Genomic DNA, 24,676 nt, shown 5'->3' on the forward strand with positions numbered 1-24,676 from the left:
GGGGGAAACATGAGACAGACAATTAGTCGTTATGGATATTATCGAAATATCATTTTAACAAGTTTGATTATTTCTTTGCTGCTATTTATAAGTATCTATTTACTTCCAAATTTTGCAACGTCTTGGATAGGGAGTTTTGCCTTAGCTGCCATCTTTTTTTTTCTGATAACAGTGGTGGGTTTTTATTTTGCTTTTAAATGGAGCGGTAAAATAAAGAAACAATTAGATGAAATATTTTGGTTTATATCATCTTTAAGGAGAGGAAAAATACCGCCAAAAATGCCGCTTGCAACAAGTGAGTATGTTTATGATGTAAAAGAAGAACTTAATCAGCTCGCTGATTATCAACAAGAGCAAATTCATTCTTTGCAGAGATTAGCAAATGAAAAAACAACGCTCGGGCAAACAGCCCACAATGCCGCAGTAATAGAAGAAAGACAACGACTGGCGAGGGACTTGCATGATGTTGTTAGTCAGCAATTATTTGCATTAAATATGATGTCTTCTGCTGCATATAAAATTTTTGACCGGGATCCTGCTTTAGCCAAGCAGCAGTTACAGGAAATTGTTTCGATTGCGGGAAAAGCGCAAGGGGAAATGCGAGCATTGCTGCTTCATCTAAGACCGATTGAATTAAGCAATGATACGTTGTGTGATGGCATAATCAAGCTTATTCAAGAGCTGAAAGAAAAAACAATGCTTCATTTTTCTGCAAGCATTGATGAAATAGATGGTCTATCTACGGCTGGACAGGAACATCTTTTTCGAATTGTTCAAGAGGCCCTATCCAATGTGCTTCGTCATTCTCATGCAGATAAAGTAAGAATCATTTTGGAAGAACGAGAAGAATATGCTTCTCTACATATAAGTGATAATGGCAAAGGCTTTGATCCGACGATAGAAAGAATTGCATCATATGGGTTAAAGACAATGAGAGAGCGCTGTGAAGAAATTGGTGGTGTGATGGAACTTCGTTCGAAAATGGGAGAAGGAACTTATATTGATATTCGAGTGCCAACAAAGGGGTGGGAAAATGATTAGAGTGGTAGTAGTAGATGATCATGAAATGGTGAGAAAAGGAATTATTTCTTACCTAATGACAGAACCCAATATTCACATTATGGGAGAGGCAAATAGTGGTCAGACGGCAGTTCAGCTTGTACTAAAGGAGAAGCCGGATATTGTGTTAATGGATTTATTAATGGAAAACGGGAATGGTATTGAAGCAACAAAGGCTATTTTAAAAGAGTATCCTAGCTGCAAAGTAATCATAATTACAAGCTTCTATGATGAAGCACAAGTCATTCCGGCAATAGAAGCAGGCGCATTTAGTTATTTATTAAAAACAGCAAGTGCTACAGAGGTCGTGCAAGCAATTAAGAAAGCCTATACTGGCGAAGCAGTGATTGAGCCAAAGGTTGCTAACGTGATGGTGAAAAAATTGCGAGCAACAGAAAGAAAGCCACATGATGATCTAACAGAAAGAGAATTAGATGTATTAATGTGTATTGGAGAAGGAATGACTAATCAGGCTATTAGTGAAGAACTATATATTGGAATCAAAACAGTAAAGACACATGTAAGCAACATCTTATCGAAATTAGCAGTAGCCGACCGAACCCAAGCTGCTGTGTATGCCAATAGGAATGGCATTATTAAAACAAGATAGTCATAAGTTCAGCTGGCTACTAGATTAATTACGCTTTTTCTTCATTTGGAATCGTTAATTGTACAAAATACGGTTTTCCATTAAAGATAGAATGCTGGGAACTATTCCAGCTTTTTTCATTACTCTTACCTATGGGAGCTTCTACATTTGCTTCTTGCTGTTTCCATTTTATATAATTCGCTTTTTCTTCCCATAGACAAAAGAGGATATAGGTGTCTCCCTTAGCAGGACGAAGGAAGCGTATAGCTGTCATTGTTTTGTTTGGGATAGATGTAAAGTACTTCATCATCTTATGCTCGAAAACAGGTTTATTTTCTTCACTTACTGGAATATGATTCATGGTAATAAACCCTTTATTTTCTAACATTCCATAACTGAATAAAATGTCATAGCTTCTTGGTTCTTGGAAGAAAGAAGGAGCTTGACTTTCGTGTAATAGTATTGCCCGATCGCTGGCTTCTTCCTGCATTAATAACAATGTTTCATTCGAAAACTTACTTTCGTATTTTTTCCCTAAATAATCATAGGTTCCGCTAGTAAGATAGATATTCACTAATCTCCCTCCAAGTCATAAGGATATTTTAAGCATACAATAGAAAGCGGAAAGTTACGATAAAACCCTCTTAAACTATTCTCATTTGTATATTAACATTAACTACCGTGTTATTCGAGATGCCTAGTTCCATTTAAAGCTTTTCCCTTATGTTCTCATGATTTAACTTTTTGTATGCGCTGCCTATAATTAGCAAAAGAGGTGTAATCTCCTTTAATTTTGGGTAAAAAATGTCTAAATTGTGACAAAGTGATAAGTTATCTATGCAAAGATAGTAAAAAAGATATATTATTGAAATATATGCATGATTGGGAAAGAAGATTTTTACATATAGTAAAAAAAAGAATGGGATGTCTAGGACAGGCATTCCTTTTTATTGGGATGGTAATAACTTGGAAACAAATGTTGTTCATAAAAAAATTTGTTTAAAAAACTTTTTACTTGCATATTGTTTATAAATATTATAACTTAATAATTATTATAAATAAAAAACGTTAATCACTATATAGAACGAAATACATACCTTTGAAAGGTGGACATCAAAAGGATGAATAAACAGATGAAAGATACATTTATTAAAGCGGCAAAAGGACAGCCCACTGAATATGTTCCGGTATGGTATATGCGACAGGCAGGCCGCTCGCAGCCTGAATACCGAGCAATTAAAGAGAAATATTCTTTATTTGAAATAACGCATCAGCCAGAGCTATGTGCTTATGTTACGAAATTGCCGGTTGATCAGTATGATGTCGATGCTGCAGTATTATATAAAGATATTATGACGCCGCTTCCGGCCATTGGGGTTGATGTGGAAATAAAATCAGGAATCGGACCTGTGATAGAGAATCCTATTCAGTCAATGGAGGATATTACAAGACTTGGTATGTTACATCCTGAGCAAGATATTAAATATGTCCTTGACACGATTAAACTGCTTACAACCGAACAATTAAATGTTCCGTTAATAGGCTTTTCCGGCGCTCCTTTTACTCTTGCTAGTTACATGATTGAAGGTGGACCATCCAAAAACTATCATAAGACAAAAGCGTTTATGTATGCTAAACCAGAAGCTTGGTATGCTTTAATGGAAAAGCTTGGTAATATGGTGGTTACCTACGTAAAGGCGCAAATTAATGCAGGTGCTAGTGCGATTCAAATATTCGATTCGTGGGTAGGTGCTTTAAATGTGGAGGACTATCGATTATTTATAAAGCCGGTCATGAATAGGATTTTTTCTGAGCTGGAGAATGAAAATGTTCCTTTCATTATGCATGGAGTCGGGGCGAGTCATTTGGCGCTTGAATGGAATGATCTTTCCTTAGATGTAGTTGGGCTAGATTGGCGCTTACCTATATCAGAAGCAAGAAAAATGGGAGTAACCAAAGCTGTACAAGGAAATTTAGATCCCGCAGTACTTCTTGCACCATGGAGTGTTATTGAGGAAAAAGCAAAGCAAATCATTGAACAGGGAATAGAGCAGCAAGGCTTTATCTTTAATTTAGGACATGGTGTGTTCCCAGATGTAGATCCAGCTGTGTTGAAAAAATTGACTGGTTTTATTCATGAATATTCCGGTGACTTACTAAGTAGTAAGCGCTCAGGCAAATAAAAGGGATTTTAAGGATAGCTAAAATCAAAAAGATACAAAATAATAGAAAGAAGCGAGGTAATGAAAAATGAGTCGAAAAAAAATGGGGCTTCTCGTTATGGCATATGGTACACCATATAAGGAAGAAGATATTGAAAGATATTATACAGATATTAGACATGGTAGAAAGCCGACAGATGAAATGCTGGCAGATTTAAAAAGTCGCTACGAAGCAATTGGCGGCATTTCTCCATTAGCAAAAATTACGATGGAACAAGCAAAGGGTTTAGAAGCACATCTTAATGAGATACAAGATGATATTGAATTTAAAATGTATTTAGGATTGAAGCATATTGAACCATTTGTAGAAGATGCAGTAAAGATGATGCATGAAGATGGAATCGAAGAAGCAGTGAGTATTGTGTTAGCCCCTCATTACTCTACCTTTAGTATTAAGGCATATAATAATCGTGCTAAAGAAGAAGCAGAAAAATTAGGGGGCTTAACCATTCATAGTATCGAAAGCTGGTATAAGGAGCCCAAATTTATTCGTTATTGGATTAATCAATTAAAACAGACATACGCTAAAATGTCACAAGAAGAACGCGAAAATGCAGCGTTAATTGTCTCTGCGCATAGTTTGCCAGAAAAAATCCTTCAATATGGAGATCCTTATCCAGACCAATTAAAGGATACAGCAGAGTTAATTGCAAAGGGAGCAGGTATATCTACTTATTATCTAGGCTGGCAAAGTGCGGGAAATACACCAGATCCTTGGCTTGGTCCAGATGTCCAGGATTTAACAAGAGATTTACATGCGAAATATGGATATAAAGCATTTGTATATGTGCCAGTAGGATTTGTAGCGGAACATCTAGAAGTCTTATATGACAATGATTACGAGTGCCTTGTTGTGACGGAAGAAGTTGGAGCAAGCTATTATCGACCAAAAATGCCAAATGCTCAGCCGGAATTTATTGACGCACTAGCAACAGTGGTTTTAAAAGAAATTGCAGTACCTATTAAAGGGTAAAGTGCCGTAAATTATTTTTTGTTGATGTTATTATATTGTAAACGGAACCAAGTGATTTTTTCGAAAATCACTTGGTTTCTTTTGTTGCAACGGGTTTAACTCTGTGATATATTCTTTTTTGTACTAACTGACCGAAATGTTATTTTAGTCAGTTTTGTGGTGAATCAATAATGAATGCATAAATGGCGAATAAGTGCGAATAAATGGTTGGAGAGAAAATCTCTTCTACATAACTGGAGAAACTGTTTTTATTCGCATGGAAAGAAAGAGGTGGAATATTTGGCTGTTGATCGTAGGAAGCTTATTTTAGAAGCGGCGACTAAATCATTTTCTATGTTTGGTTATAAAGCAACAACTATGGATCATGTCGCTAAAATTGCAAATGTAGGAAAAGGAACGATTTATACTTTTTTTAAAAATAAAGAGGAGCTCTTTTTTGAAATTGTTAATGATTTAATTAAAGAAATGAAGGAAAGAGCAGATGAGTCATTTGATCCTTCTTCTACGTTTATGGAAAATGCCCATCGTGCACTGATGAATATGCTTGAATACCGTAAAGAGCATCATCTGACGGTTAAGCTTTTTCAAGAACAGCGAGAAATTGGTACACTGGAAGTAAAGGAAGTAATTAGCCATTTAGAAAATGCGATCTTAAATTATATGAAAACACGTGTACAAGAAGCGATAGATAAAGGAGAGATTGAAACCCAGAATCCAGAGTTGACATCCTTTATTATTATTAAAGTATACTTAGCGCTTATTTTTGAGTGGGAGAAACAACATCCACCTCTTACTACAGAGGAAATAGCTTCTAGTTTTGAATTACATTTATTTCATGGATTAGCAAACCCGCTTAATAAATGAGAAAATAGTCTGTTAGTTATTAAAGTTAATAACCAGGATGTTTTTCTTTTAACTAAGCTATTAGAATTGTTTTTTAAAGGATAAATGATTGATTAAAAATGGAGGGAATTATATGAAACAAAGTTTACTAAAGGCAGAGCTGTCCTCTATTTTTAAAAATAAAATGATGCTGATCTCTGTTATCGCTATTGTGTTTGTTCCGATATTATATGCTGGTATTTATTTATGGGCCTTCTGGGATCCTTATGGAAACTTAGATAAATTGCCTGTTGCCGTTGTGAATGAAGATACTGGGACAGAGATGAATGGAAAAACATTAGATATTGGAAAAGATTTAGTGGAAAATTTAAAGGACAGCGAAGACTTTAATTTTAAATTTGTCGATAAAGAAACTGCTTATAAAAATTTAAAAAATCAGAAGTATTATATGCTGATAGAAATCCCTAAGGATTTTTCCGATAATGCGACAACATTACTTGAAGATAATCCACAAAAATTGGATCTAAAATATGTTTCTAATCCAGGATATAACTTTATTTCTTCTCAAATAGGGAATTCCGCAATTGAAAAAATAAAGCAAGGTGTTAGTAAAGAAGTGACAGAAACCTATGCGGAATCTATTTTTGAAAATATTACGGAAATGTCAGACGGCTTAAAAACAGCAAGTAATGGTGCAAAAGATTTAAAAGATGGAACAGATAAAGTAAAATCGGGTACAGAAGAAGTGTATAAAAATCTAGAAACACTTGCTGAAAAGTCTATACAATTTTCCGATGGTGTTAATAGTGCTAATAATGGAGTGAAAGAGCTTGCCAATGGAGCAGATGATTTAAAGCAAGGATTAACGCAATTGCAATCAGCCCAAGGGGAATTAAATAATGCTGCACAGAAACTGCAAGGGGGAGACCAGGCAATTCTTGATGGTGTTTCGCAAGCCAAAGATGGAATCAACACAGTTAAAGCAAATATTCCTTCGTTAATAGAAGGGACAAATAAGCTGCAAACAGGCTCCAATACTTTAACACAAGGCTTAACAGACTGGAGCGATAAATCAGAACAATTAGCTGCTGGAGCTAATCAGTTGCATGAAGGTGCAACAACCTTACAGGAAACAATTAATGCGATAATGCCCATGCTGCAAGGTTTGCCAGAAGAAAATAAGCAGCAGCTTGTAGCAGCACTTAAAGGGTTGGTGGACGGCAGTTCTTCGATTGCCACCAATACAAAAGCGTTAAGTCAAGCAGCAGACCAGCTTGCAGCCGGCGGAACAAGCTTGTCTAATGGCATAACAGACTTAAATAAAGGGCAAAAACAATTGCAAACAGGCATTAATCAGTTAAGTGATGGAAGCAGCCAGCTAGAAAATGGGGTAAAACAGCAGGTAGCTGGTCAGGAACAATTTGTGGCTGGTATGAATAAGTATGCTTCTGAATTCGCAAAAGCTGTTGATGGTTCTACTAAATTGTCTTCTGGTGCAAATACTTTAGTATCAGGGATGAATACACTTGCAACAGGATCGACTGCTTTATCAGATGGAACCAATTTGCTCAAAGATGGATCAAAAGAATTGGTAAATGGAACATCATCCTTATTAGATGGAAGCAAGGAGCTTTCGTCTAAATTATCAGACGGAGCTGAGGAAGCAAGTTCCATCCATTCTGATGAAAAAACATATGACATGATAGCTGAACCAATCTTAGTTGACCAAGACAAAGTATCGGATGTGCCAAACTATGGAACTGGCTTAGCTCCATATTTCATTTCGCTAGGACTATTTGTTGGTGCATTAATGCTCTCAATTGTGTTCTCTTTTGCAGAACCAGAAGAACAGCCAAAAAGTGGAATTCGTTGGTTCTTAAGCAAAACGATTATTTTGATTGGGGTAGGAATCTTACAGGCTTTAGTTGCCTCCTTTGTGTTGCTAGTCATCTTAGGAATGGAAGTGGAAAGTGTACCATTGTTTATCCTATTTACCATTCTAACTAGTTTAGTGTTTTTCTCGATTATTCAATTTTTGGTTACTTTATTTGGAAACCCAGGACGATTTATTATCGTCATCATCATGATTTTCCAATTAACAACAAGTGCGGGTACTTTCCCATTAGAGTTAATACCAAATGTTTTACAACATATTCACAATCTATTGCCAATGTCTTATTCAGTAGCTGGATTAAAAGCAGTTATCTCTACTGGTGATATGGACTTTATGTGGCATAATGCAGAGATTCTTGGTATTTACCCACTTGTATTCTTTGCAGGTACAGCTGTTTATTTTATTTTTAAATACAAACGGTATTATACAAATAAGGAAGTAGAAGTAACAGTAGAATAATTTGAAAAAGCTGCTAACTTTATATCTTCTTAAGTTACCTCTATTGTGCGAAACCTTGATAGAGTGTGGGGAAGATACATAGTTGCAGCTTTTTATATGGTGTCTAAAAGATCACTCCATTTCTTAAACTTTGCCAATTCGATGAAAAAAGTACAAATGAAGTGATTATTTCCCGTTTTTTCGTTATAGTATAAAAGGGTAATTAAATTCGGGAAAATTGGATATAATTCTACAAAATTATAAGGGGTGTCTTTTTATGCTGTTTATAGATAATAAAGGGATAACAGATCCACGCATTAATCTAGCAATTGAAGAGTATGCTTTGAAAAACTTAGACATAAATGAAACGTATCTTTTATTTTATATAAATGAACCTTCTATCATTATTGGGAAAAACCAGAATACGATAGAAGAAATTAATACTGATTATGTAGAGTCAAATGGCATACATGTTGTTAGAAGATTATCTGGCGGCGGTGCCGTCTATCATGACTTAGGTAATTTAAGCTATAGCTTTATCACGAAAGATGACGGGAATAGCTTTCATAACTTTAGAAAATTCACCGAGCCTGTTGTTCAAGCACTTAAAAGCATGGGAGTAAATGCTGAATTAAGTGGTCGTAATGATCTTCTTGCTGAAGGTAGAAAAATTTCTGGCAATGCACAATTTTCTACAAGAGGAAGAATGTTTACGCACGGAACATTATTATTTGATTCAGAAATGGATCATATTGTGTCAGCGCTAAAAGTGAAAAAAGACAAAATCGAATCCAAAGGGATTAAATCAGTAAGAAGCAGAGTAGCAAACATTACTGAATTTCTTCCAGAAAAAATATCCATTCAAGAATTTCGCAGCCTGTTATTAAGCTATCTTTTTGAAGGGGAAGAGAATATTCAAGAATATGTCTTAACAGCAGAAGATTGGGAAAAAATTCATCAATTATCTAAAGAAAGATATCAAAATTGGGATTGGAATTATGGCAAATCTCCTAAATTCAATTTACAGCATTCACATCGTTTCCCAGTTGGTCAAATCGATGTAAGATTTGATGTAGTAAAAGGAATTGTGAAAAACTGCAAAATTTATGGTGATTTCTTTGGAGTTGGCGATGTAGAAGATATTGAAAAACGACTGATCGGGGTCCGCTATGACCGCTCCGAATTAGAAAAGGCATTAGGTGATATTTCCATAAAGCATTATTTTGGAAATGTGACAAAAGAAGATTTTCTGCAATTGATTTATTGATTATATAGAAGAATAATTTTTAGCATCTTAAATGATAGAAGGTTTCTTCTTATTTTGGATGCTTTTTTTATACCCTTTTTGAAAGTAAGAGTGCAACGGAGAGCTGGACACGCTTTTTTTACATCAAAATAAATAGTGAAAATATCTCCTTTTAGTTCTAAAAAAATTCTTTTTGGACTACTTATTAATAATAGGTTGTACTAGGCAGGCAGGAGGGAGATTATGACTAGAAAAATTGGCTTTTATGCAGTAGTTGCCTATGTGTTATACGGTTTGTTTTTTTATTGGTATTTATTTCAATATACTAGTCCAGCTTTGCCCTTTGAATATCAAGGATCCCAAGCAGATCCAAGTACCTTTTTAAATAGCAGAGAATTAGTATTAAGTGGGGAATATTCACGGGTAAGGAACTTCTTGTTTTTTATTTCTACACCATTTGAATGGCTTTTTTACTTATTTGTTTTGTTATTTGGTTTTTCCAAAGTATTTAAAAAATGGGGAGAGGCTTCTGCGAAATATAAGTCGATACAAACGGCTATTTACTTATTTTGGCTGAATATAACTGCCTTTATTATTACCTTTCCACTTAGTTATATTAGTTATTCTGTATCGAAAACCTATCATATTTCTACCCAGAGCTTTCCTTCTTGGATGAAGGATCAATTCATTGATTTTTGGGTGAATTATGTCATTATGTTTCTTATTGTTTCCGTCTTATACTGGCTAATGAGCAAGAGTCAAAAGAGGTGGTGGCTTTATGCCTGGGTATTATCCATTCCTTTTACTTTATTTCTCACGTTTATTCAGCCTGTCGTCATTGACCCGCTATACAATGATTTCACCCCTTTAAAGGATAAAGAATTAGAGGCAGAGATATTGAAGCTTGCGAGTGCTTCTAATATTCCAGCCGAGCATGTTTTTGAAGTAAATATGTCAGATAAAACGAGGGCGTTAAATGCTTATGTTACAGGGATAGGGAGCAATGCAAGAATTGTGCTGTGGGATACTAGTTTAAAGGAATTAGATAATGACGAAATTTTATTTGTAATGGCACATGAAATGGCTCATTATGTAGAAAAACATATTTATATAGGAATAGGCATCTCCTTATTTTCCTCTTTATTTGGTTTGTATTTTATTTATAAATTGCTGCACTGGATTGTAAATCGATGGGGGACAGAACTTAAAATTGTAAAAGTAGAGGATATACAGTCCTTCCCTTTAATTCTTTTATTAATTTCGATGCTGCTATTTACTGTAAATCCATTAACTAATGTCATTTCAAGATATGAGGAAAAAAGAGCTGATCATTATGCAGTCGAATTAACAGAAAATCCAGAGGCGGGTATTGTTACATTTCAGAAGCTAGCAAAGACCGGACTGAGTGAAGTGAATCCACCTTTATTGGTAAAAATATTCCGCTATAGCCATCCGACGATGCTGGAGAGAATTAGTAAGCTGGAAGAAGAAAGCATTCGATTACAAAATCAGAAAAAATAATCCAAAAATAAAGGATGTCTTAAAAAATTTAATCATAGTAGGTGATTAGACTCTTTAAGAACATCCTTTGGCTTTAAAATAATCCATTATTATCAAGTTCCGAAGCGCTTACATAATAAATTAAATTCGCTGCTCAGTTCGTTGAATGTTTCTCTGTCATGTTCATCAATGGCTTTATCAATCAAGGACATCAAATTTGCTTTTTCATTATTTAATTGAATTTCAGAAAGCAACATTTCAATATAGAGGTCTTTTACATAAGTATTTGTGTTTTTTTTCTGGCCACTTAACTTTGTAAACTCAGTATAGGACTTATCATTCATTGTCTTTCCCTCCTGATGCCTTTTTAATATTATATGGGAGAAATGGATAATTATCAATTTGTTTTTTAAAAATTATGAAATTTGATTATAAAGTATGTCTATATTCTGAAAAATTATTTTGTCTTAAGATTCATTAGGTAAAAAGTGCTATTATAGGGGAAGATTACTAAAAAAGGAGGATTTATCGTTGGAAGAAAATTTTTTAATAGTCGATAAGTATTATATTAATTATCATACGCTTGCAGTCTTGCCTTCTATTGTAGCTAATGGCGATATCTATTCAAAGGTATATGAACATAATAATGTTTTCTTATGCAAACTTAGTCCGTTAATGATTGTGAAAGCAACATGTGGTTATCTGGGAAGTTCTTATGAAGGGAGAAGGGAGGGGACTCGCCAACTAATGACCTATTATCATAAACTTCCAATTGTAATTGATGATTTTAATTCCGTTTATTTTTTTCCCACTCATTCTCCTAGGAATAACAACTGTGCATGGATTTCTCTTCATCATATTCTTGATACCAAAAAAATAGAAGCCTCTAAGGTAAGAATAACGTTTCAAAATTTGCAAAGTGTAGAAATAGGGGTTTCGCTCTATACCCTAAGAAATCAAATAATGCGGACAAATTCTCTTAAAACATTACAGCGTTATAATCATGAAGCAAGTATTAATCCCAAGTTAACATATAAAAGTTTACTGGTGGATAAACAAAAAAAATTAGCAGAAGCTCAAATGATGTATAAAAAAAAGCAGGATAGTAATTGAACTTTTTTTATTTGTTTTTGTTAGCTAATAGTAAACCTTTTGTATAAATAATGTTCCAATAATTCTTGAACTTTATTCCGAAGGCGGGGGTTAAAGTAGTTATGATATTCTTCATAGCCGTTATAAATAAATAAAAACATGGTAAATGCTTCATCACGATTTACTTCTTGAATCTTCATTGTATGCTTATACATATAACTCTTCGTTTTTCTTAACTCCGATTGTACTACTTTCATTGCATTTTCGAGTAAATCTATATAAGGTTGTTTTAATTTTAAATTACTTATTTTGATGACCTGCAGATCTCGATTAAGTATTGTTAAAAGCATAGGAAGATAAATAGCTTTTTCCATAACATCTCTTTCTATTTCAGGAATTCTTGTCATACTCGTTACCCCTTTCCTTCAATATAAAACAGAACATTTGTTCTCTGTTTATGATCATACCTTTTTTATTTCCTATTTTCAAGTGAATAATGACAATTTTCGGGTGGGTTACAGATTTGCCTCTGTAATGTACGAGGCTCAATTGCTATCTTTGATAAAATATAGAAAAGAAAAAAGGCAGCTGAAGAAGGGAAAGTTATTTCAGATGTCGAAATATATAATTATTTTAATAAGGAAGGAAGATGGAAGTGAAAGAAAGTAAAAGAATAAATGCAGAAGATTTATATGAATTAAAATCTGTGGTGGATCCTCAAGTAAAAGGGGAAGAATGTTTGTATGTAGTCACTTCCATTTGCAAAGAGACTGATAAATATTATTCCAATATTTATCATAAAGATCTAAACACACTTGAAACAATGCAATGGACGTTTGGGAAACATCGAAATCATTCTCCAAGATGGTCACCGACTGGAGAAGAAGTTGTCTTTATTTCTAATCGTTCTGGAACAAATCAATTATTTTTATTAAGTAAAAAAGGTGGAGAAGCGGAGCAGCTTACTTCTTTAGCGAACGGAGTGAGTAATCCAGTATGGTCACCTGATGGGACAGAAATAGCTTTTCAATGCCATTTAAAAAAAGGAGAAACAGTAGAAAATAAAGAGATGAAAACAGATGAGAAGGAGGAAAAGCTCTCTGCTCTAGAAGTGACAAATATGAAATATAAATCAGACGGAAAGGGCTTTTGGGATGGCAGCTATGATCATATTGCTGTCTTAAATATTAAGAATAAAACAATCACACAACTTACTTCTGGAGAAAATAATTATTATTTGCAAAGCTGGTCACCTGATGGGCAATACATAGCAATTAGTGCAGATGAAAGCAAAGAAAAGGATTTCAGTTTTATCTCTGATATTTATCTCTATAATAGAAAAGAAGACAGTTGGAAGAAGATTACGGAAAGCAATGGAAATTACGGAAAAGCAACATGGACTCCTGATAGTAGAAGATTAGGATTAATAGGGAGCGGCAGAGAGTATGAAAATGCTACCCTATCTCAGCTATGGGTGTATGAGATAGAAACGGATTCTCTACAATGCTTAACTCCAGAATGGGATGTGAATGTTGGGGATTATGCAATCGGTGATTTTCAACAGGGAACTGTAACGCCTGGTATGCTGTGGGGAGAGGACAATGAAAGTTTTACCTTTTTAGCAACAGATCACGGAAATACAGTTGTTTATTTTGGAAATACTTCTGGAGCTATCTATCCATCTCTTATAGATAACCAGCATGTTTATGGTTTATCTACAGGAGGCAGTTTAAAAAAAGCGGTAGTGGCTATTAGCACACCTACACATCCTGGAGATTTATATACATTAAATTTAGAGACTGGCGAAACTCAGCAAATAACAAATATAAATAAGGAGTTTGCCGAAACTCATGCTTTCTCTGAAGCAGAGCCGCTTCAAATTGTGTCTCGGGATGGTTGGGAGCTTCATGGGTGGTTAATGAAGCCACAAGGTTTTAAAGAGGGCGAAAAATATCCGATGGTAGTAGAGATTCATGGAGGACCGCATGCAATGTATGCTAATTCTTATTTTCATGAATTTCAAACATTAGCCTCCAATGGTTTTGCTGTATTATTTATTAATCCGAGAGGAAGCCATGGATATGGACAGCAATTTGTAGATGCTGTACGTGGAGATTATGGTGGAAAGGATTATGAAGATATTATGGATGCCGTTGATTATACAATAGAAACATTTGATTTTATTGATGCTTCTCGCTTAGGGGTTACAGGGGGAAGCTATGGCGGCTTTATGACAAACTGGATTGTTGGACATACAGACCGTTTCAAGGCAGCTGTTACACAGCGCTCGATCTCTAATTGGATTAGTTTCTATGGGGTTAGTGATATAGGGTATTACTTCACTGATTGGCAAATAAAAGCAGATTTAAATGATATAGAAACACTGTGGAAGCATTCTCCGTTAGCCTATGTCTATAATATACAAACACCTTTACTAATATTACATGGTGAAAAAGATTATCGTTGTCCAATTGAACAGGCAGAACAGTTGTTTATTGCCTTAAAGGTACAAAAGAAAGAAACAAAATTTGTCCGTTTTCCAGAATCAAATCATGAACTTTCCAGGAGTGGCAAACCCGCACTTCGAATAGAAAGATTAAACTATATTAACAATTGGTTTTTAGAGTATATATAAGAAATTAAGAGGGCGCCGTTGGGTGCCCTCTTTTTGTTGATATAAGAATATTCTTTTGGAAGAGAAATTTTAAGAGGAGCGTATATGGAAAAAGAGAGAAAAAGGACAATGTTACCTTGCAATGTAATTTTAAGCAGAAAAAAATGTAGAATGGAGCATTTTTTGATATGATAGTAAAAAGAAAGATAATGACAAAGCAATTAAGGGGCTAGATAACAGTAGGAATTTACATGGAAAAGAAGGTCTATAAATTTTTTGCGAAGGTTACAATTAATAATGAAATAATTAAAAAATGAGATTGATATAGAAAGGATTAAAAGAAATGGGGAGAGCGGAGTATAGAAAAGGAAAGAAAAGAAGGAGATTACGAAAAGGAAGAGTCTTCTTTCTATTCCTTATTCTATTTATACTAGCTGTAACTATATATAGTATTTTTCAATTTAAGCAAGGCGAAAAGCAATCGTTAGGGAAGATAGGAATAGACGAGGTTAAATATGAATTTAATGGGGAAAAAGATAGTAATGGGGGCACGAATATTCTTTTACTGGGAAGCGATCAGCGTAAAGGCGAAAAGCAATCTAGAACAGATACAATTATGATTGCCCAATATCATCCAGATAAAGGAACATATAAAATCATATCGTTAATGAGAGACATGTATGTAGATATACCAGGATATGGACAAGGTAGAATCAATACAGCATATACGATTGACGGTCCTGAATTACTAAGACAAACCATTAAACAAAATTTTGATATAGATTTACAATATTATGCAATTGTTAATTTTGAAGGATTTGAAGCAGTAATTGATGAAGCATTCCCAAATGGTGTAGAGATCGATGTAGAAAAGCAAATGTCTAAAAATATTGGTGTGACATTAGAGCCGGGACTACAACATTTAAATGGAAAACAGTTACTGGGGTATGTACGCTTCCGACACGATGCAGAATCAGACTTTGGCAGAGTATCAAGACAACAAAAAACATTACAAGCAATCGCTGATCAAGTTTCTGCGGTTCAAACATTTGCAAAATTACCCAAATTGGCAGGAGTTATTATGCCATATATTAATACGAGCATGGATACTGGCGACATGCTATTTATCGGGAAAGATTTACTGACTTCAAAAAGTCATGAGGTAGAATCGTTAAGAGTTCCAGTAGACGGAACTTTTCAAGATATGAGAGTGAATGGGGCTGCTGTATTATCTGTCGATTTAGAAGCGAATAAAGCAGCGATAAAAGAATTTCTAGCGCAATAAATGGAGTGTTTATTAACATACTCTTTATGTTTATTAGCAATGTATGAATTAAAATGGAAAAGGCAGGGGAATTTTGGGTCTGCCGATGTTAAAATGAGAATGGCTATATAAGGAGCGGAATGATCCTTGTATTTTATTGGATTAATTAAAAAATCAACACTATTGAAAGAATACACATACGAAAAGATGCGTAAGTTATACAAGGGGTTTTGTGCTCATGGATATAAACTTAATGAAAGAATGGTTTACACTTGATAGAATAATGGATTTAATTGATAGTTATCGTTCATTTGGACCGTTGCCAGGGGTCCTGCTGCCGCTGATAGAAGCGTTTTTACCTTTTTTGCCGCTGTTTGTTTTTATTATGGCTAATGTGAACGCATTTGGATTTTGGCTGGGATTTCTCTATTCATGGGTTGGAACAATTTTAGGAGCATTGCTTGTATTCTCGATTATTAGGAAATATGGAAAAAAAAGAATGCTGAGATTTTTAAGTAATCATAAAAAAGTGCAGAAGCCAATGATCTGGATTGAAAGACATGGATTTGGTCCTTTGTTCTTGCTTTTATGTTTTCCATTTACACCATCTGCACTTGTAAATATAGTAGCTGGTTTATCGAGAATTAGTACAAGCCAATATATTCTGGCAGTAATCGCTGGTAAGCTTGTTATGATTAGTACGATTAGCTTTATTGGTTATGATTTACGATCCATGATTGCTCAGCCATTACGTACGATACCTGTTGTGATTGCTATCTTTATTCTTTGGTTTATTGGAAAAAGAATCGAAATGAAAATGAATAATGTAGGGATTGATGAGAAAGAGAGAAGCCATTAAAAAATGGTTGTAAATATTGTTTGGAGGAGATAGAGGTTGAAAGAAGCAATAAAGAAAGAAAGCATAGAATGGTTAAAGGCATTTGCTATCGGAATTATCATCTTTATTATAATTCGTGCTTTTTTCTTCTCCAATTATGTAGTGGAAGGCGAGTCGATGATGCCTACCCTGCAGGACGGAAATAAATTAGTTGTTAATAAAGTTGGTTATAAAATGACTGATTTTAATCACTTTGATATTATTGTTTTTCATGCAAATAAAAATGATGATTATGTGAAACGAGTAATTGGCATCCCTGGAGATAAAGTAGAATATAGAGATGACCACCTATTTATAAATGGGAAAAAGTATGAGGAGCCTTTCTTAGATGACTACCGCAAACAAGTTTCTTCAGGAAGGCTGACAGGGAATTTTACATTAAAAGAGATTACTGGAGAAGTTACAGTTCCGAAGGGGAAATTATTTGTATTAGGGGATAATCGATTAGGGAGCTGGGATAGCCGACATTTCGGATTTATTTCTATTGACCAAGTAGTTGGGAAAGTCAGCTTGCGCTATTGGCCATTTAATGAAATACAATTTTCCTTTTAGGGAAGAGTAGGACGTAAGCATCTTTTTTTAATTAATAAAATAGCCAAACAATTATATGAATCTGTATCTTTGTATAATTGTTTGGGTCTACCTTAAGCTGGGATACTTATGTCCCAGCATTTTTTTGTTAAAATTAACGCTTAGAAAAAGAGAAAAATTATCCAGCAGCACTTTTCTATAGAAACATGTGTTTCTATGTTATGATGATAATTACAGAGAAGAAATAATGGAGATAGAAAAAAAGGGGGGATTTTGGATGACTGTCCGCTTATTAACAGGTCGATCTGGTACTGGGAAAACAACATTCTGTATCGAAGAAATCCAAGCGAAACTTGCTGAAAATCCAGAAGGGAATCCGATTATTTATATCGTTCCAGATCAGATGACCTTTATGTCAGATCAACGTTTGTTGTCTGGCTCGAATGTTCAGGGAATGTTTCGTTCACAAGTATATAGTTTTACCCGCCTTGCATGGAGAGTGTTGCAAGAAACAGGCGGAATCAGCCGCTATCACATCAATAGTATGGGTGTAAGCATGTTGATTCGAAAAATTATAGAAGAGAATAAAAATGACCTAACTCTATTTAAAAAGGTTGCCGATAAGAACGGATTTATTGATCAGGTAGAACAATTAGTCACGGAATTTAGAAGATATACTGTTACTCCAGAGGAACTGTTAGCAACGAAAGCACAATTAGAAGGAACAAAAGAAGCAACCAAAGCTTTACAGGATAAAATCAGTGACCTTGAATTAATCTATGAAAAATTTGAAGAAAGAATAATTGGAAATTACATTGATGGTGAGGATTATTTCCGTTTGCTTGCGGAAAAGATTAGCGAGTCCTCTTATTTGCAAAATGCTGAAATTTACATTGATGGTTTTTATAGTTTTACGCCTCAAGAGTATTTAATCATTCAGCAGTTAATGCATACATGTGAAAAGGTGACGATTACGAATACATTAGATCCTTTTACTTTCCAAAATGATGACTTAAGTTTATTCCGAATGACAACAGAATCCTTCCAAACAATCCAAGCAATGGCTAAGCAGTTAGGAGTGAAAGTCGAGGTTATCAAGCTTACGGAATTCAAAAAAAATAGCCATCCATCGTTAGTTCATATAGAGAGTCATTTTGATAGTAGACCAGCTGTAGCTTTTACTAAAGATACAACTATTAAATTTGGTGAAAGCGTAAATCCGCGTGCAGAAATAGAAGGGGTTGCACGGGAAATCATAAAACTCGTTAGACATAAAAATTATCGCTATCGAGAGATTAGTTTACTCTCTCGTAATTTGTCAGCTTATCAAAATATTATAGAAACTGTTTTTAGAGATTATCATATACCAATATTTATTGATCAGAAAAGTCGAATGCATGATCATCCTTTGGTGGAGCTGATCCGTTCCTCTTTAGAAATTTTCGATACAAATTGGCGCTATGAGCCTGTGTTTCGTTCGATAAAAACAGAGTTACTATTTCCACTTCATGAACGCAAAAATAATATTAGAGAAAAAGTAGACAGGCTTGAAAACTATTGTCTTGCATATGGAATAAAGGGAAGTAAGTGGACTTCAAAAGAACGCTGGAAGTATCGAAGAATTAAGGGGCTGGAATTTGAACAAGGTGTGCAGACGGACGCAGAAAAGGAATTCGAACAAGAATTAAATGAGCTGCGTCTCTCTTTAACTGCGCCTCTAATCCGCCTTCAAAACCGCTTGAAAAGAGGGAAAAACGGCAGAGCGAAATGTGAAGCACTATATTTATTTTTAGAAGAGCTAGAAGTGCCGGTGAAGATGGAGTATTGGAAGAATGAGTTAGAAAGCAAAGGGGAGCTAGTAAAAGCTGGAGAGCATGATCAAGCATGGAACAGTATAGTAGATCTATTAGATCAATTTGTGGAGATACTAGGGGAAGAGGAATTTTCAACCAAGCAATTTGCAACGGTGATTAGTGCAGGGCTAGATACATTAAAGTTTTCTCTTGTTCCTCCAGCACTGGATCAAGTATTGATTGCTGACTTAGAACAGTCTCGTTTAAATGATATAAAGGTTGCGTTTGTTATCGGTCTAAATGAGGGTGTTTTTCCATCGAGATTTCAGGATGAGGGCATACTTGCAGACACAGATAGAGAATCATTACAACAAAAAGGGATGAAGCTTGCTCCTACAAGCAAAACAAGGTTATTAGACGAGGAGTTTCTTGCATACAAAGCATTTACAACGCCAACGGATTATCTTTATTTAACCTATCCACTGGCAAACGATGAAGGAAAGTCTATCTTGCCATCTACTTATATCAAAAGAATGCAGGATCTATTTCCAAAAGCTGAAACTGTCTATTATATGTCTGATCCGAAAGAATTGTCAGAAGAAGGCCAGCTTGATTATGTGGTTCATTTACAAACAACTTTGTCTTACCTTACTGGCCAGCTTTATTTGAAGAAAAGAGAGTATCCTATCTATGATTTCTGGTGGGATGTTTACAATGAGTATATCGAACACCCAAATTGGAGAGAACCAGCCAAAAAGGTTTTTTCTAGTTTAACTTATCAAAATAAAACCGAGAAATTATCGGAACAAACAAGCAGTGAATTGTATGGAGATACCATATCAGCAAGTGTTTCGAGAATGGAGTTATTTCATGCTTGTCCATTTTCGCATTTTGCTACCCATGGATTAAAGCTTCGTGAACGGCAGGTATATCGTTTAGAAGCGCCTGCTATTGGTGACTTATTTCATGCAGCTTTAAAATATATTGCGGAAACAGTTATGCATCAAGAGTTAATGTGGTCTAGTTTAACAAGAGAGCAATGTGAAAGTTTAGCAAGAGATGCGGTAGAAATGCTCGCACCTAAATTGCAGAATGAGATATTGCTTAGTACTAATAGACATCATTATATAAAAAGAAAGCTAGAACAAATCATTAGCAGAGCTTCTCTTATTTTAAGCGAACATGCCAAACATAGCGGTTTCTCGCCAATTGATTTAGAGCTTGAATTTGGACCAAAAGGGAAGCTGCCATCGATTTCTTTTCCGCTGAAAAACGGTACGAATATGAATCTGATTGGCAGAATCGACCGTGTTGATAAAGCAGAAGTAGGGGATGAAGTATATTTACGTGTAATTGACTATAAATCAAGCGGGCAAGAATTAAATATGAATGAAGTTTACTATGGCTTGTCCTTACAGATGCTGACTTATTTGGACTTAATTATTACAAACAGCACGATTTTGGTGGATAAGGAAGCGAGCCCGGCTGGAGTATTATATTTTCATGTTCATAATCCGATGATTTCCAGTAAAAAAATCCTCACATTAGATGAAATCGAAGAAGAGCTATTAAAGAAATTTAAAATGAATGGGTTAATGCTTGGAGAAGAACGAGTCATTCAGTTAATGGATGAAACATTGGAAAAAGGGAATTCGCCGATTGTACCGGCAGGCTTTAAAACCGATGGCACTCTTACGAAGGCATCGAAGGTAGCTACTAGAGACGACTTTAGCAAAATGCAAAAATTTGTACGTCACAAATATAGAGATTCAGGAAATAAGATTATTAGTGGGGAAGTAGGCATAGAACCTTATCGATTAAATGACAAGAAGCCTTGTACTTTCTGCTCGTTTAAGTCTGTCTGTCAATTTGATGAAGCATTAGAAACAAACCAATATAGACAATTGCCAGCCTACTCAAAAGACGAAGTACTGCAATTAATTAGAGAGGAGGCTAATACAAGTGAAAGAGATTAATATACCAGACAAGCCAGCAGATGTTACCTGGACAGATGATCAGTGGAAAGCAATTATGTCTAGTGGCCAAAATATTTTAGTCGCAGCGGCAGCTGGCTCAGGTAAAACAGCCGTATTAGTAGAAAGAATGATTCGAAAAATCGTATCCGATCAGCCAATTAATGTGGATGAATTGCTCGTTGTTACCTTTACGAACGCATCAGCAGCAGAAATGAAGCACCGGATCGGCGAAGTGCTGGAAAAGGAGATCAATGCAAATCCAGCCTCCCAGCATTTAAAAAGACAGCTGGCCCTTTTAAATAAAGCCCATATTTCTACCATTCATTCTTTCTGTTTAGAAGTTATCCGAAAATATTATTATGTCATTGATTTGGATCCAGGTTTTAGAATTGCGGATGAAACAGAAGGACAATTATTAAGAGATGAATGCTTAGAAGATCTTTTTGAAGAGGAATACGGAAAGGAAAATAATCTCGCTTTTTTTGATTTAGTAGATGCTTTTACAAATGATCGCAGTGATGATGCATTGCAGCGAATGATTCAAGAAATATATGATTTTTCCCGCTCTAATCCATTTCCGTCTGCTTATTTACAGTCTTTAATCGACATGTATGATAAGAAAGAAGATGCAGATATTACTGAATTACCATTTATGAAGCATTTAATCGATGATGTGGAGCTGCAGCTAGACGGTGTGAGAAAGCTGCTTGAGTATGGCTACGAATTGACAAAGCTTCCAGGAGGTCCCGCCCCGAGAGCGAGCAACTTCTTGGACGATTTAGAATTAGTGTCTATTTTAGAAAAGGCAAAGGCACATTCCTGGGAAACTTTATATGAGGCCATGCAGTCATTGAAATTTTCACGGGCAAAACCTTGCAAAGGAGACGAATATGATCCAGCGCTAGTGGAAGAGGGACAAAGAATCAGAGATCGTGCAAAAAAAATATTGCAAGAAATGCAAAGCGATCTTTTTACAAGAAAACCACAGAGCTTCTTAAAGGATATGGCGGCGATGAAGCCACATGTGGAGACACTTGTTTATCTAGTGGAGGCCTTTGGGCAAAGATTCCAACAAATAAAAATGGATAAAGGGTTAGTGGACTTTGCTGATTTAGAGCACTTTTGTTTAGCTATCTTAAGTCAACCCAAGGAAACCAATACGGAGCTTATTCCATCAGAAGCAGCATGGTTTTATCGAAATCAGTTTAAAGAAGTGCTTATCGATGAGTATCAGGATGTAAATTTAGTGCAGGAATCTATTTTAAAGCTAGTAACAAAGGATAGTGAATCGGAAGGAAATCTGTTTATGGTTGGCGATGTAAAACAAAGTATTTATCGCTTCCGATTAGCAGAGCCTAATCTATTCTTAGCGAAATATCTTCGGTTTCAAGAACGGGAAGATGCTGGTTATAAAATCGATTTAGCGAAAAATTTTCGCAGTAGAAAAGAAGTTTTAGAAGGAACAAACTTTCTCTTCAAGCAAATTATGGGTGTAAAAGTAGGCGAAATCGAATACGATGAAAGCGCAGAATTAAAGCTAGGTGCAAGTTATCCAGAAGAAACTCCTTATCCGATTGAAGTTGCATTAGTAAATCAGCGTGATTCAAGTGAAGACATGGAGATGGACGGAGAGTCAACGGGACTTGATGCAGCGGAACTGGAGCAATCACAATTGGAGGCAAGAGTAATTGCCGAAAAGGTAAAAGAATTATTTGAAACAAACCAAGAGGTATATGACGCAAAACAAAAAGCATATCGACCAATTCGTTTTAAGGATATGGTCATCTTATTGCGGTCTATGACATGGGCTCCGCAAATAATGGAAGAATTAAAGCAGTATAATATCCCGACCTATGCTAATTTAACAACAGGCTATTTTGAATCCACAGAAGTGGATATCATGATGTCTTTACTAAAGATTATCGATAATCCATATCAAGATATTCCGCTTGCTTCAGTTCTTCGTTCTCCCATTGTGGGATTAACGGAAGAAGAATTAAGTAAGCTGCGGATTGCCAAGAAACAAGGAGCTTTTTATGAAGCTATTCAAGCTTTTATTCAATCCAATAATCAGAAAGAAGAAGCTTTGTATGCAAAAATAAGACCATTCTTTGATAAATTTGCAGATTGGCGCGCTGAGGCAAGAAGAGGGGCGTTATCTGAACTAATTTGGAAGCTTTATCGGGAAACATATTTCTATGATTTTGTGGGGGGATTACCAGCAGGAAATCAGCGTCAGGCGAATTTGCGTGCACTTTATGACAGGGCTCGGCAATATGAAGAAACATCGTTTCGCGGGTTATTCCGCTTCCTTCGTTTTGTAGAGAGAATGAGGGACCGCGGCAATGATTTAGGTGCTGCAAGAGCTTTAACCGAACAAGAAGATGTTATTCGAATTATGACAATTCACAGCAGTAAAGGTTTAGAGTTCCCATTTGTATTTATGGCAGGATTGGGCCGTAATTTCAATACAATGGATTTAAGAAAGAACTTTTTATTGGATAAGGATTTAGGTTTTGCTACGAAATATATTGATGCAAAAAAGCGAATATCTTATCCGTCCCTCCCGCAAATTGCATTTGCTAAAAAGAAAAAGATGGAGTTGCTGGCAGAGGAGATGCGCGTCTTATATGTTGCATTAACTAGAGCAAAGGAAAAGCTGATTTTAATAGGTGCGGTGAAGGATATAGAAAAGGCAAAACAGAAATGGTCCCAAATCGCAGAACATTCCAATTGGCTTTTAAATGAGTTTGATCGTGCCCAAGCGAAGTCATACTTAGATTGGATCGGTCCAGCATTAGTGAGACATCGTGACAACAAATGGATTCATTTAGAAAGTTGGAGGGAAAAAGAGGAAATTTCTTTTCATCCATCTAATTGGGAAGTGAAAATTCTTCAAAAAGAGGAGCTTCTAAACCGATCGGTGGAGGAAGAAAATAAAGAAAATGAATGGCTTGAAATAGTATCGGAAGGAAAGCGAATGGATCGTTTCTCTGCTTATAAAGAAGACATTAAGAGAACTTTCGCATGGTCCTATTCTTCTAAGGAAAGCACCTCTCATCGCTCTAAGCAGTCTGTATCCGAATTGAAGCGCCAAGGAGAACTGCGGGATGCTCAAAGTGGGACAGACCTTGCTGAAAAATGGAAGCAAACGGTCTGGAATCGACCGAAATTCATGCAGGAAAAAAAATTAAGCCCAGCAGAAATCGGAACAGCTATGCATATGGTTATGCAGCATGTAGATGTAAAGGCAGAAGTTACGGCAGCTGGTCTAAAGCAATTATTAGAAGAGATGGTCAAAAAAGAACTATTAACGACTGAGCAGGCCGAAGTTATTGATATTTCTTCTATTTTATCCTTTTTCCAATCATCTTTAGGAAAAAGAATGCAGCAGGCACCAAAGCTTGTACGAGAAATTCCTTTTAATATTGCCTATCCAGCAAGCCGAGTATATGCAGATTGGCAGGGAGAAGAAGAGCCTGTTCTCATTCAAGGAATTATTGATGTATTCTTTGAAGATGACTTAGGTACTGTATTGCTTGATTATAAAACAGACACAATATCTGGTCGTTATAAGAGTGGATATGAAGAAGCAAAACCAATATTAGAATCACGCTATAAAGTGCAAATAGAGCTTTATACAGAAGCATTGGAAAAAATCTTAAAGCGAAAAATAGAAGAGAAATACTTATTCTTCTTTGATGGTGCACATGTGTTAAAGTTGTAAAAATTCTCGTGTCATAG

Annotated in this window: 18 protein-coding genes; 15 read left to right on the top strand and 3 right to left on the bottom strand. The window is 35.5% G+C overall.

The features are described 5' to 3' along the window. Nucleotides 1–9: 9 nt before the first annotated feature. Together NSQ89_RS03220 and NSQ89_RS03225 are read left to right on the top strand one after the other, a co-directional pair. Entirely contained in the window at nucleotides 10–1,041 is a 1,032-nt protein-coding gene (locus tag NSQ89_RS03220) for a sensor histidine kinase (RefSeq protein ID WP_061797529.1), read from the top strand. Next, entirely contained in the window at nucleotides 1,034–1,669 is a 636-nt protein-coding gene (locus tag NSQ89_RS03225; RefSeq protein ID WP_095320237.1) for a response regulator, read from the top strand. The genes NSQ89_RS03220 and NSQ89_RS03225 overlap by 8 nt, the downstream gene beginning before the upstream one ends. A gap of 28 nt (nucleotides 1,670–1,697) precedes the next feature. Here NSQ89_RS03225 and NSQ89_RS03230 read toward each other — a convergent pair whose 3' ends face one another. Continuing rightward, nucleotides 1,698–2,222: an antibiotic biosynthesis monooxygenase gene (locus NSQ89_RS03230; protein WP_095320238.1), complete on the bottom strand. Its 525-nt coding sequence runs from the start codon at nucleotides 2,220–2,222 to the stop codon at nucleotides 1,698–1,700. Nucleotides 2,223–2,769: 547 nt separating this feature from the next. Here NSQ89_RS03230 and hemE point away from each other — a divergent pair. The 6 genes from hemE (at nucleotide 2,770) to NSQ89_RS03260 (ending at nucleotide 10,785) form a co-directional block, all read left to right on the top strand. After that, entirely contained in the window at nucleotides 2,770–3,831 is a 1,062-nt protein-coding gene (gene hemE, locus NSQ89_RS03235; protein ID WP_095320239.1) for a uroporphyrinogen decarboxylase, read from the top strand. 67 nt (nucleotides 3,832–3,898) lie between these two features. Next, entirely contained in the window at nucleotides 3,899–4,843 is a 945-nt protein-coding gene (gene hemH, locus NSQ89_RS03240) for a ferrochelatase (protein ID WP_341132249.1), read from the top strand. A gap of 279 nt (nucleotides 4,844–5,122) precedes the next feature. Next, nucleotides 5,123–5,707: a TetR/AcrR family transcriptional regulator gene (locus NSQ89_RS03245; protein ID WP_047943077.1), complete on the top strand. Its 585-nt coding sequence runs from the start codon at nucleotides 5,123–5,125 to the stop codon at nucleotides 5,705–5,707. 112 nt (nucleotides 5,708–5,819) lie between these two features. After that, complete coding sequence (locus NSQ89_RS03250; protein ID WP_047943078.1) at nucleotides 5,820–8,039, top strand: YhgE/Pip domain-containing protein; 2,220 nt, start codon at nucleotides 5,820–5,822, stop codon at nucleotides 8,037–8,039. 256 nt (nucleotides 8,040–8,295) lie between these two features. Continuing rightward, on the top strand, nucleotides 8,296–9,285 hold the full coding sequence (locus tag NSQ89_RS03255; protein WP_047943079.1) for a lipoate--protein ligase: 990 nt from the start codon (nucleotides 8,296–8,298) through the stop codon (nucleotides 9,283–9,285). A gap of 222 nt (nucleotides 9,286–9,507) precedes the next feature. After that, on the top strand, nucleotides 9,508–10,785 hold the full coding sequence (locus tag NSQ89_RS03260; RefSeq protein WP_144581047.1) for a M48 family metalloprotease: 1,278 nt from the start codon (nucleotides 9,508–9,510) through the stop codon (nucleotides 10,783–10,785). A gap of 92 nt (nucleotides 10,786–10,877) precedes the next feature. On the opposite strand, the gene NSQ89_RS03265 is transcribed toward NSQ89_RS03260, so the two are convergent. Then, on the bottom strand, nucleotides 10,878–11,108 hold the full coding sequence (locus NSQ89_RS03265) for an IDEAL domain-containing protein (RefSeq protein ID WP_061797508.1): 231 nt from the start codon (nucleotides 11,106–11,108) through the stop codon (nucleotides 10,878–10,880). A 187-nt stretch (nucleotides 11,109–11,295) separates the two neighbouring features. Here NSQ89_RS03265 and NSQ89_RS03270 point away from each other — a divergent pair, with 187 nt between their 5' ends. Next, nucleotides 11,296–11,877, top strand: a complete 582-nt coding sequence (locus tag NSQ89_RS03270) for a competence protein ComK (RefSeq protein ID WP_053215721.1) — start codon at nucleotides 11,296–11,298, stop codon at nucleotides 11,875–11,877. Nucleotides 11,878–11,897: 20 nt separating this feature from the next. Here NSQ89_RS03270 and NSQ89_RS03275 read toward each other — a convergent pair whose 3' ends face one another. Continuing rightward, nucleotides 11,898–12,263, bottom strand: coding sequence for a hypothetical protein (locus tag NSQ89_RS03275; RefSeq protein ID WP_047943085.1), 366 nt, complete (start codon nucleotides 12,261–12,263; stop codon nucleotides 11,898–11,900). 242 nt (nucleotides 12,264–12,505) lie between these two features. Between NSQ89_RS03275 and NSQ89_RS03280 the strand changes: the two genes are divergently transcribed. The 6 genes from NSQ89_RS03280 to addA all read left to right on the top strand — a co-directional run bounded on the left by NSQ89_RS03280 (nucleotide 12,506) and on the right by addA (nucleotide 24,659). Beyond that, the gene (locus tag NSQ89_RS03280) at nucleotides 12,506–14,491 is read left to right on the top strand and encodes a S9 family peptidase (RefSeq protein WP_341132250.1); all 1,986 of its coding nucleotides are present in this window, start codon (nucleotides 12,506–12,508) and stop codon (nucleotides 14,489–14,491) included. Between the two features lie 322 nt (nucleotides 14,492–14,813). Next, nucleotides 14,814–15,755: an LCP family protein gene (locus NSQ89_RS03285; RefSeq protein ID WP_047943088.1), complete on the top strand. Its 942-nt coding sequence runs from the start codon at nucleotides 14,814–14,816 to the stop codon at nucleotides 15,753–15,755. A gap of 217 nt (nucleotides 15,756–15,972) precedes the next feature. Continuing rightward, a complete protein-coding gene (locus NSQ89_RS03290; RefSeq protein ID WP_047943089.1) occupies nucleotides 15,973–16,593 on the top strand; it encodes a TVP38/TMEM64 family protein in 621 nt (206 codons plus the stop codon). Nucleotides 16,594–16,629: 36 nt separating this feature from the next. Beyond that, nucleotides 16,630–17,184, top strand: a complete 555-nt coding sequence (gene lepB, locus NSQ89_RS03295; RefSeq protein WP_061797496.1) for a signal peptidase I — start codon at nucleotides 16,630–16,632, stop codon at nucleotides 17,182–17,184. A gap of 256 nt (nucleotides 17,185–17,440) precedes the next feature. After that, nucleotides 17,441–20,932 (top strand): helicase-exonuclease AddAB subunit AddB, encoded by a 3,492-nt coding sequence (gene addB, locus NSQ89_RS03300; RefSeq protein WP_341133138.1) that lies wholly within the window; start codon nucleotides 17,441–17,443, stop codon nucleotides 20,930–20,932. Beyond that, nucleotides 20,919–24,659, top strand: coding sequence for a helicase-exonuclease AddAB subunit AddA (gene addA, locus NSQ89_RS03305; protein WP_341132251.1), 3,741 nt, complete (start codon nucleotides 20,919–20,921; stop codon nucleotides 24,657–24,659). Before addB ends, addA begins: the two co-directional genes overlap by 14 nt. Nucleotides 24,660–24,676 lie beyond the last annotated feature (17 nt).

The sequence above is a fragment of the Niallia sp. FSL R7-0648 genome (assembly GCF_038007005.1).
Taxonomy (GTDB): domain Bacteria; phylum Bacillota; class Bacilli; order Bacillales; family Cytobacillaceae; genus Niallia; species Niallia circulans.

Bases quoted from the DNA above. Each gene is read 5' to 3' on its own strand.
- NSQ89_RS03285 (WP_047943088.1), top strand. From the start codon at position 14,814: ATGGGGAGAGCGGAGTATAGAAAAGGAAAGAAAAGAAGGAGATTACGA.
- NSQ89_RS03250 (WP_047943078.1), top strand. From the start codon at position 5,820: ATGAAACAAAGTTTACTAAAGGCAGAGCTGTCCTCTATTTTTAAAAAT.
- hemH (WP_341132249.1), top strand. From the start codon at position 3,899: ATGAGTCGAAAAAAAATGGGGCTTCTCGTTATGGCATATGGTACACCA.
- NSQ89_RS03280 (WP_341132250.1), top strand. From the start codon at position 12,506: ATGGAAGTGAAAGAAAGTAAAAGAATAAATGCAGAAGATTTATATGAA.
- NSQ89_RS03260 (WP_144581047.1), top strand. From the start codon at position 9,508: ATGACTAGAAAAATTGGCTTTTATGCAGTAGTTGCCTATGTGTTATAC.
- addB (WP_341133138.1), top strand. From the start codon at position 17,441: ATGACTGTCCGCTTATTAACAGGTCGATCTGGTACTGGGAAAACAACA.
- NSQ89_RS03275 (WP_047943085.1), bottom strand. From the start codon at position 12,263: ATGACAAGAATTCCTGAAATAGAAAGAGATGTTATGGAAAAAGCTATT.
- NSQ89_RS03265 (WP_061797508.1), bottom strand. From the start codon at position 11,108: ATGAATGATAAGTCCTATACTGAGTTTACAAAGTTAAGTGGCCAGAAA.
- NSQ89_RS03225 (WP_095320237.1), top strand. From the start codon at position 1,034: ATGATTAGAGTGGTAGTAGTAGATGATCATGAAATGGTGAGAAAAGGA.
- hemE (WP_095320239.1), top strand. From the start codon at position 2,770: ATGAATAAACAGATGAAAGATACATTTATTAAAGCGGCAAAAGGACAG.
- NSQ89_RS03220 (WP_061797529.1), top strand. From the start codon at position 10: ATGAGACAGACAATTAGTCGTTATGGATATTATCGAAATATCATTTTA.
- NSQ89_RS03255 (WP_047943079.1), top strand. From the start codon at position 8,296: ATGCTGTTTATAGATAATAAAGGGATAACAGATCCACGCATTAATCTA.
- NSQ89_RS03290 (WP_047943089.1), top strand. From the start codon at position 15,973: ATGGATATAAACTTAATGAAAGAATGGTTTACACTTGATAGAATAATG.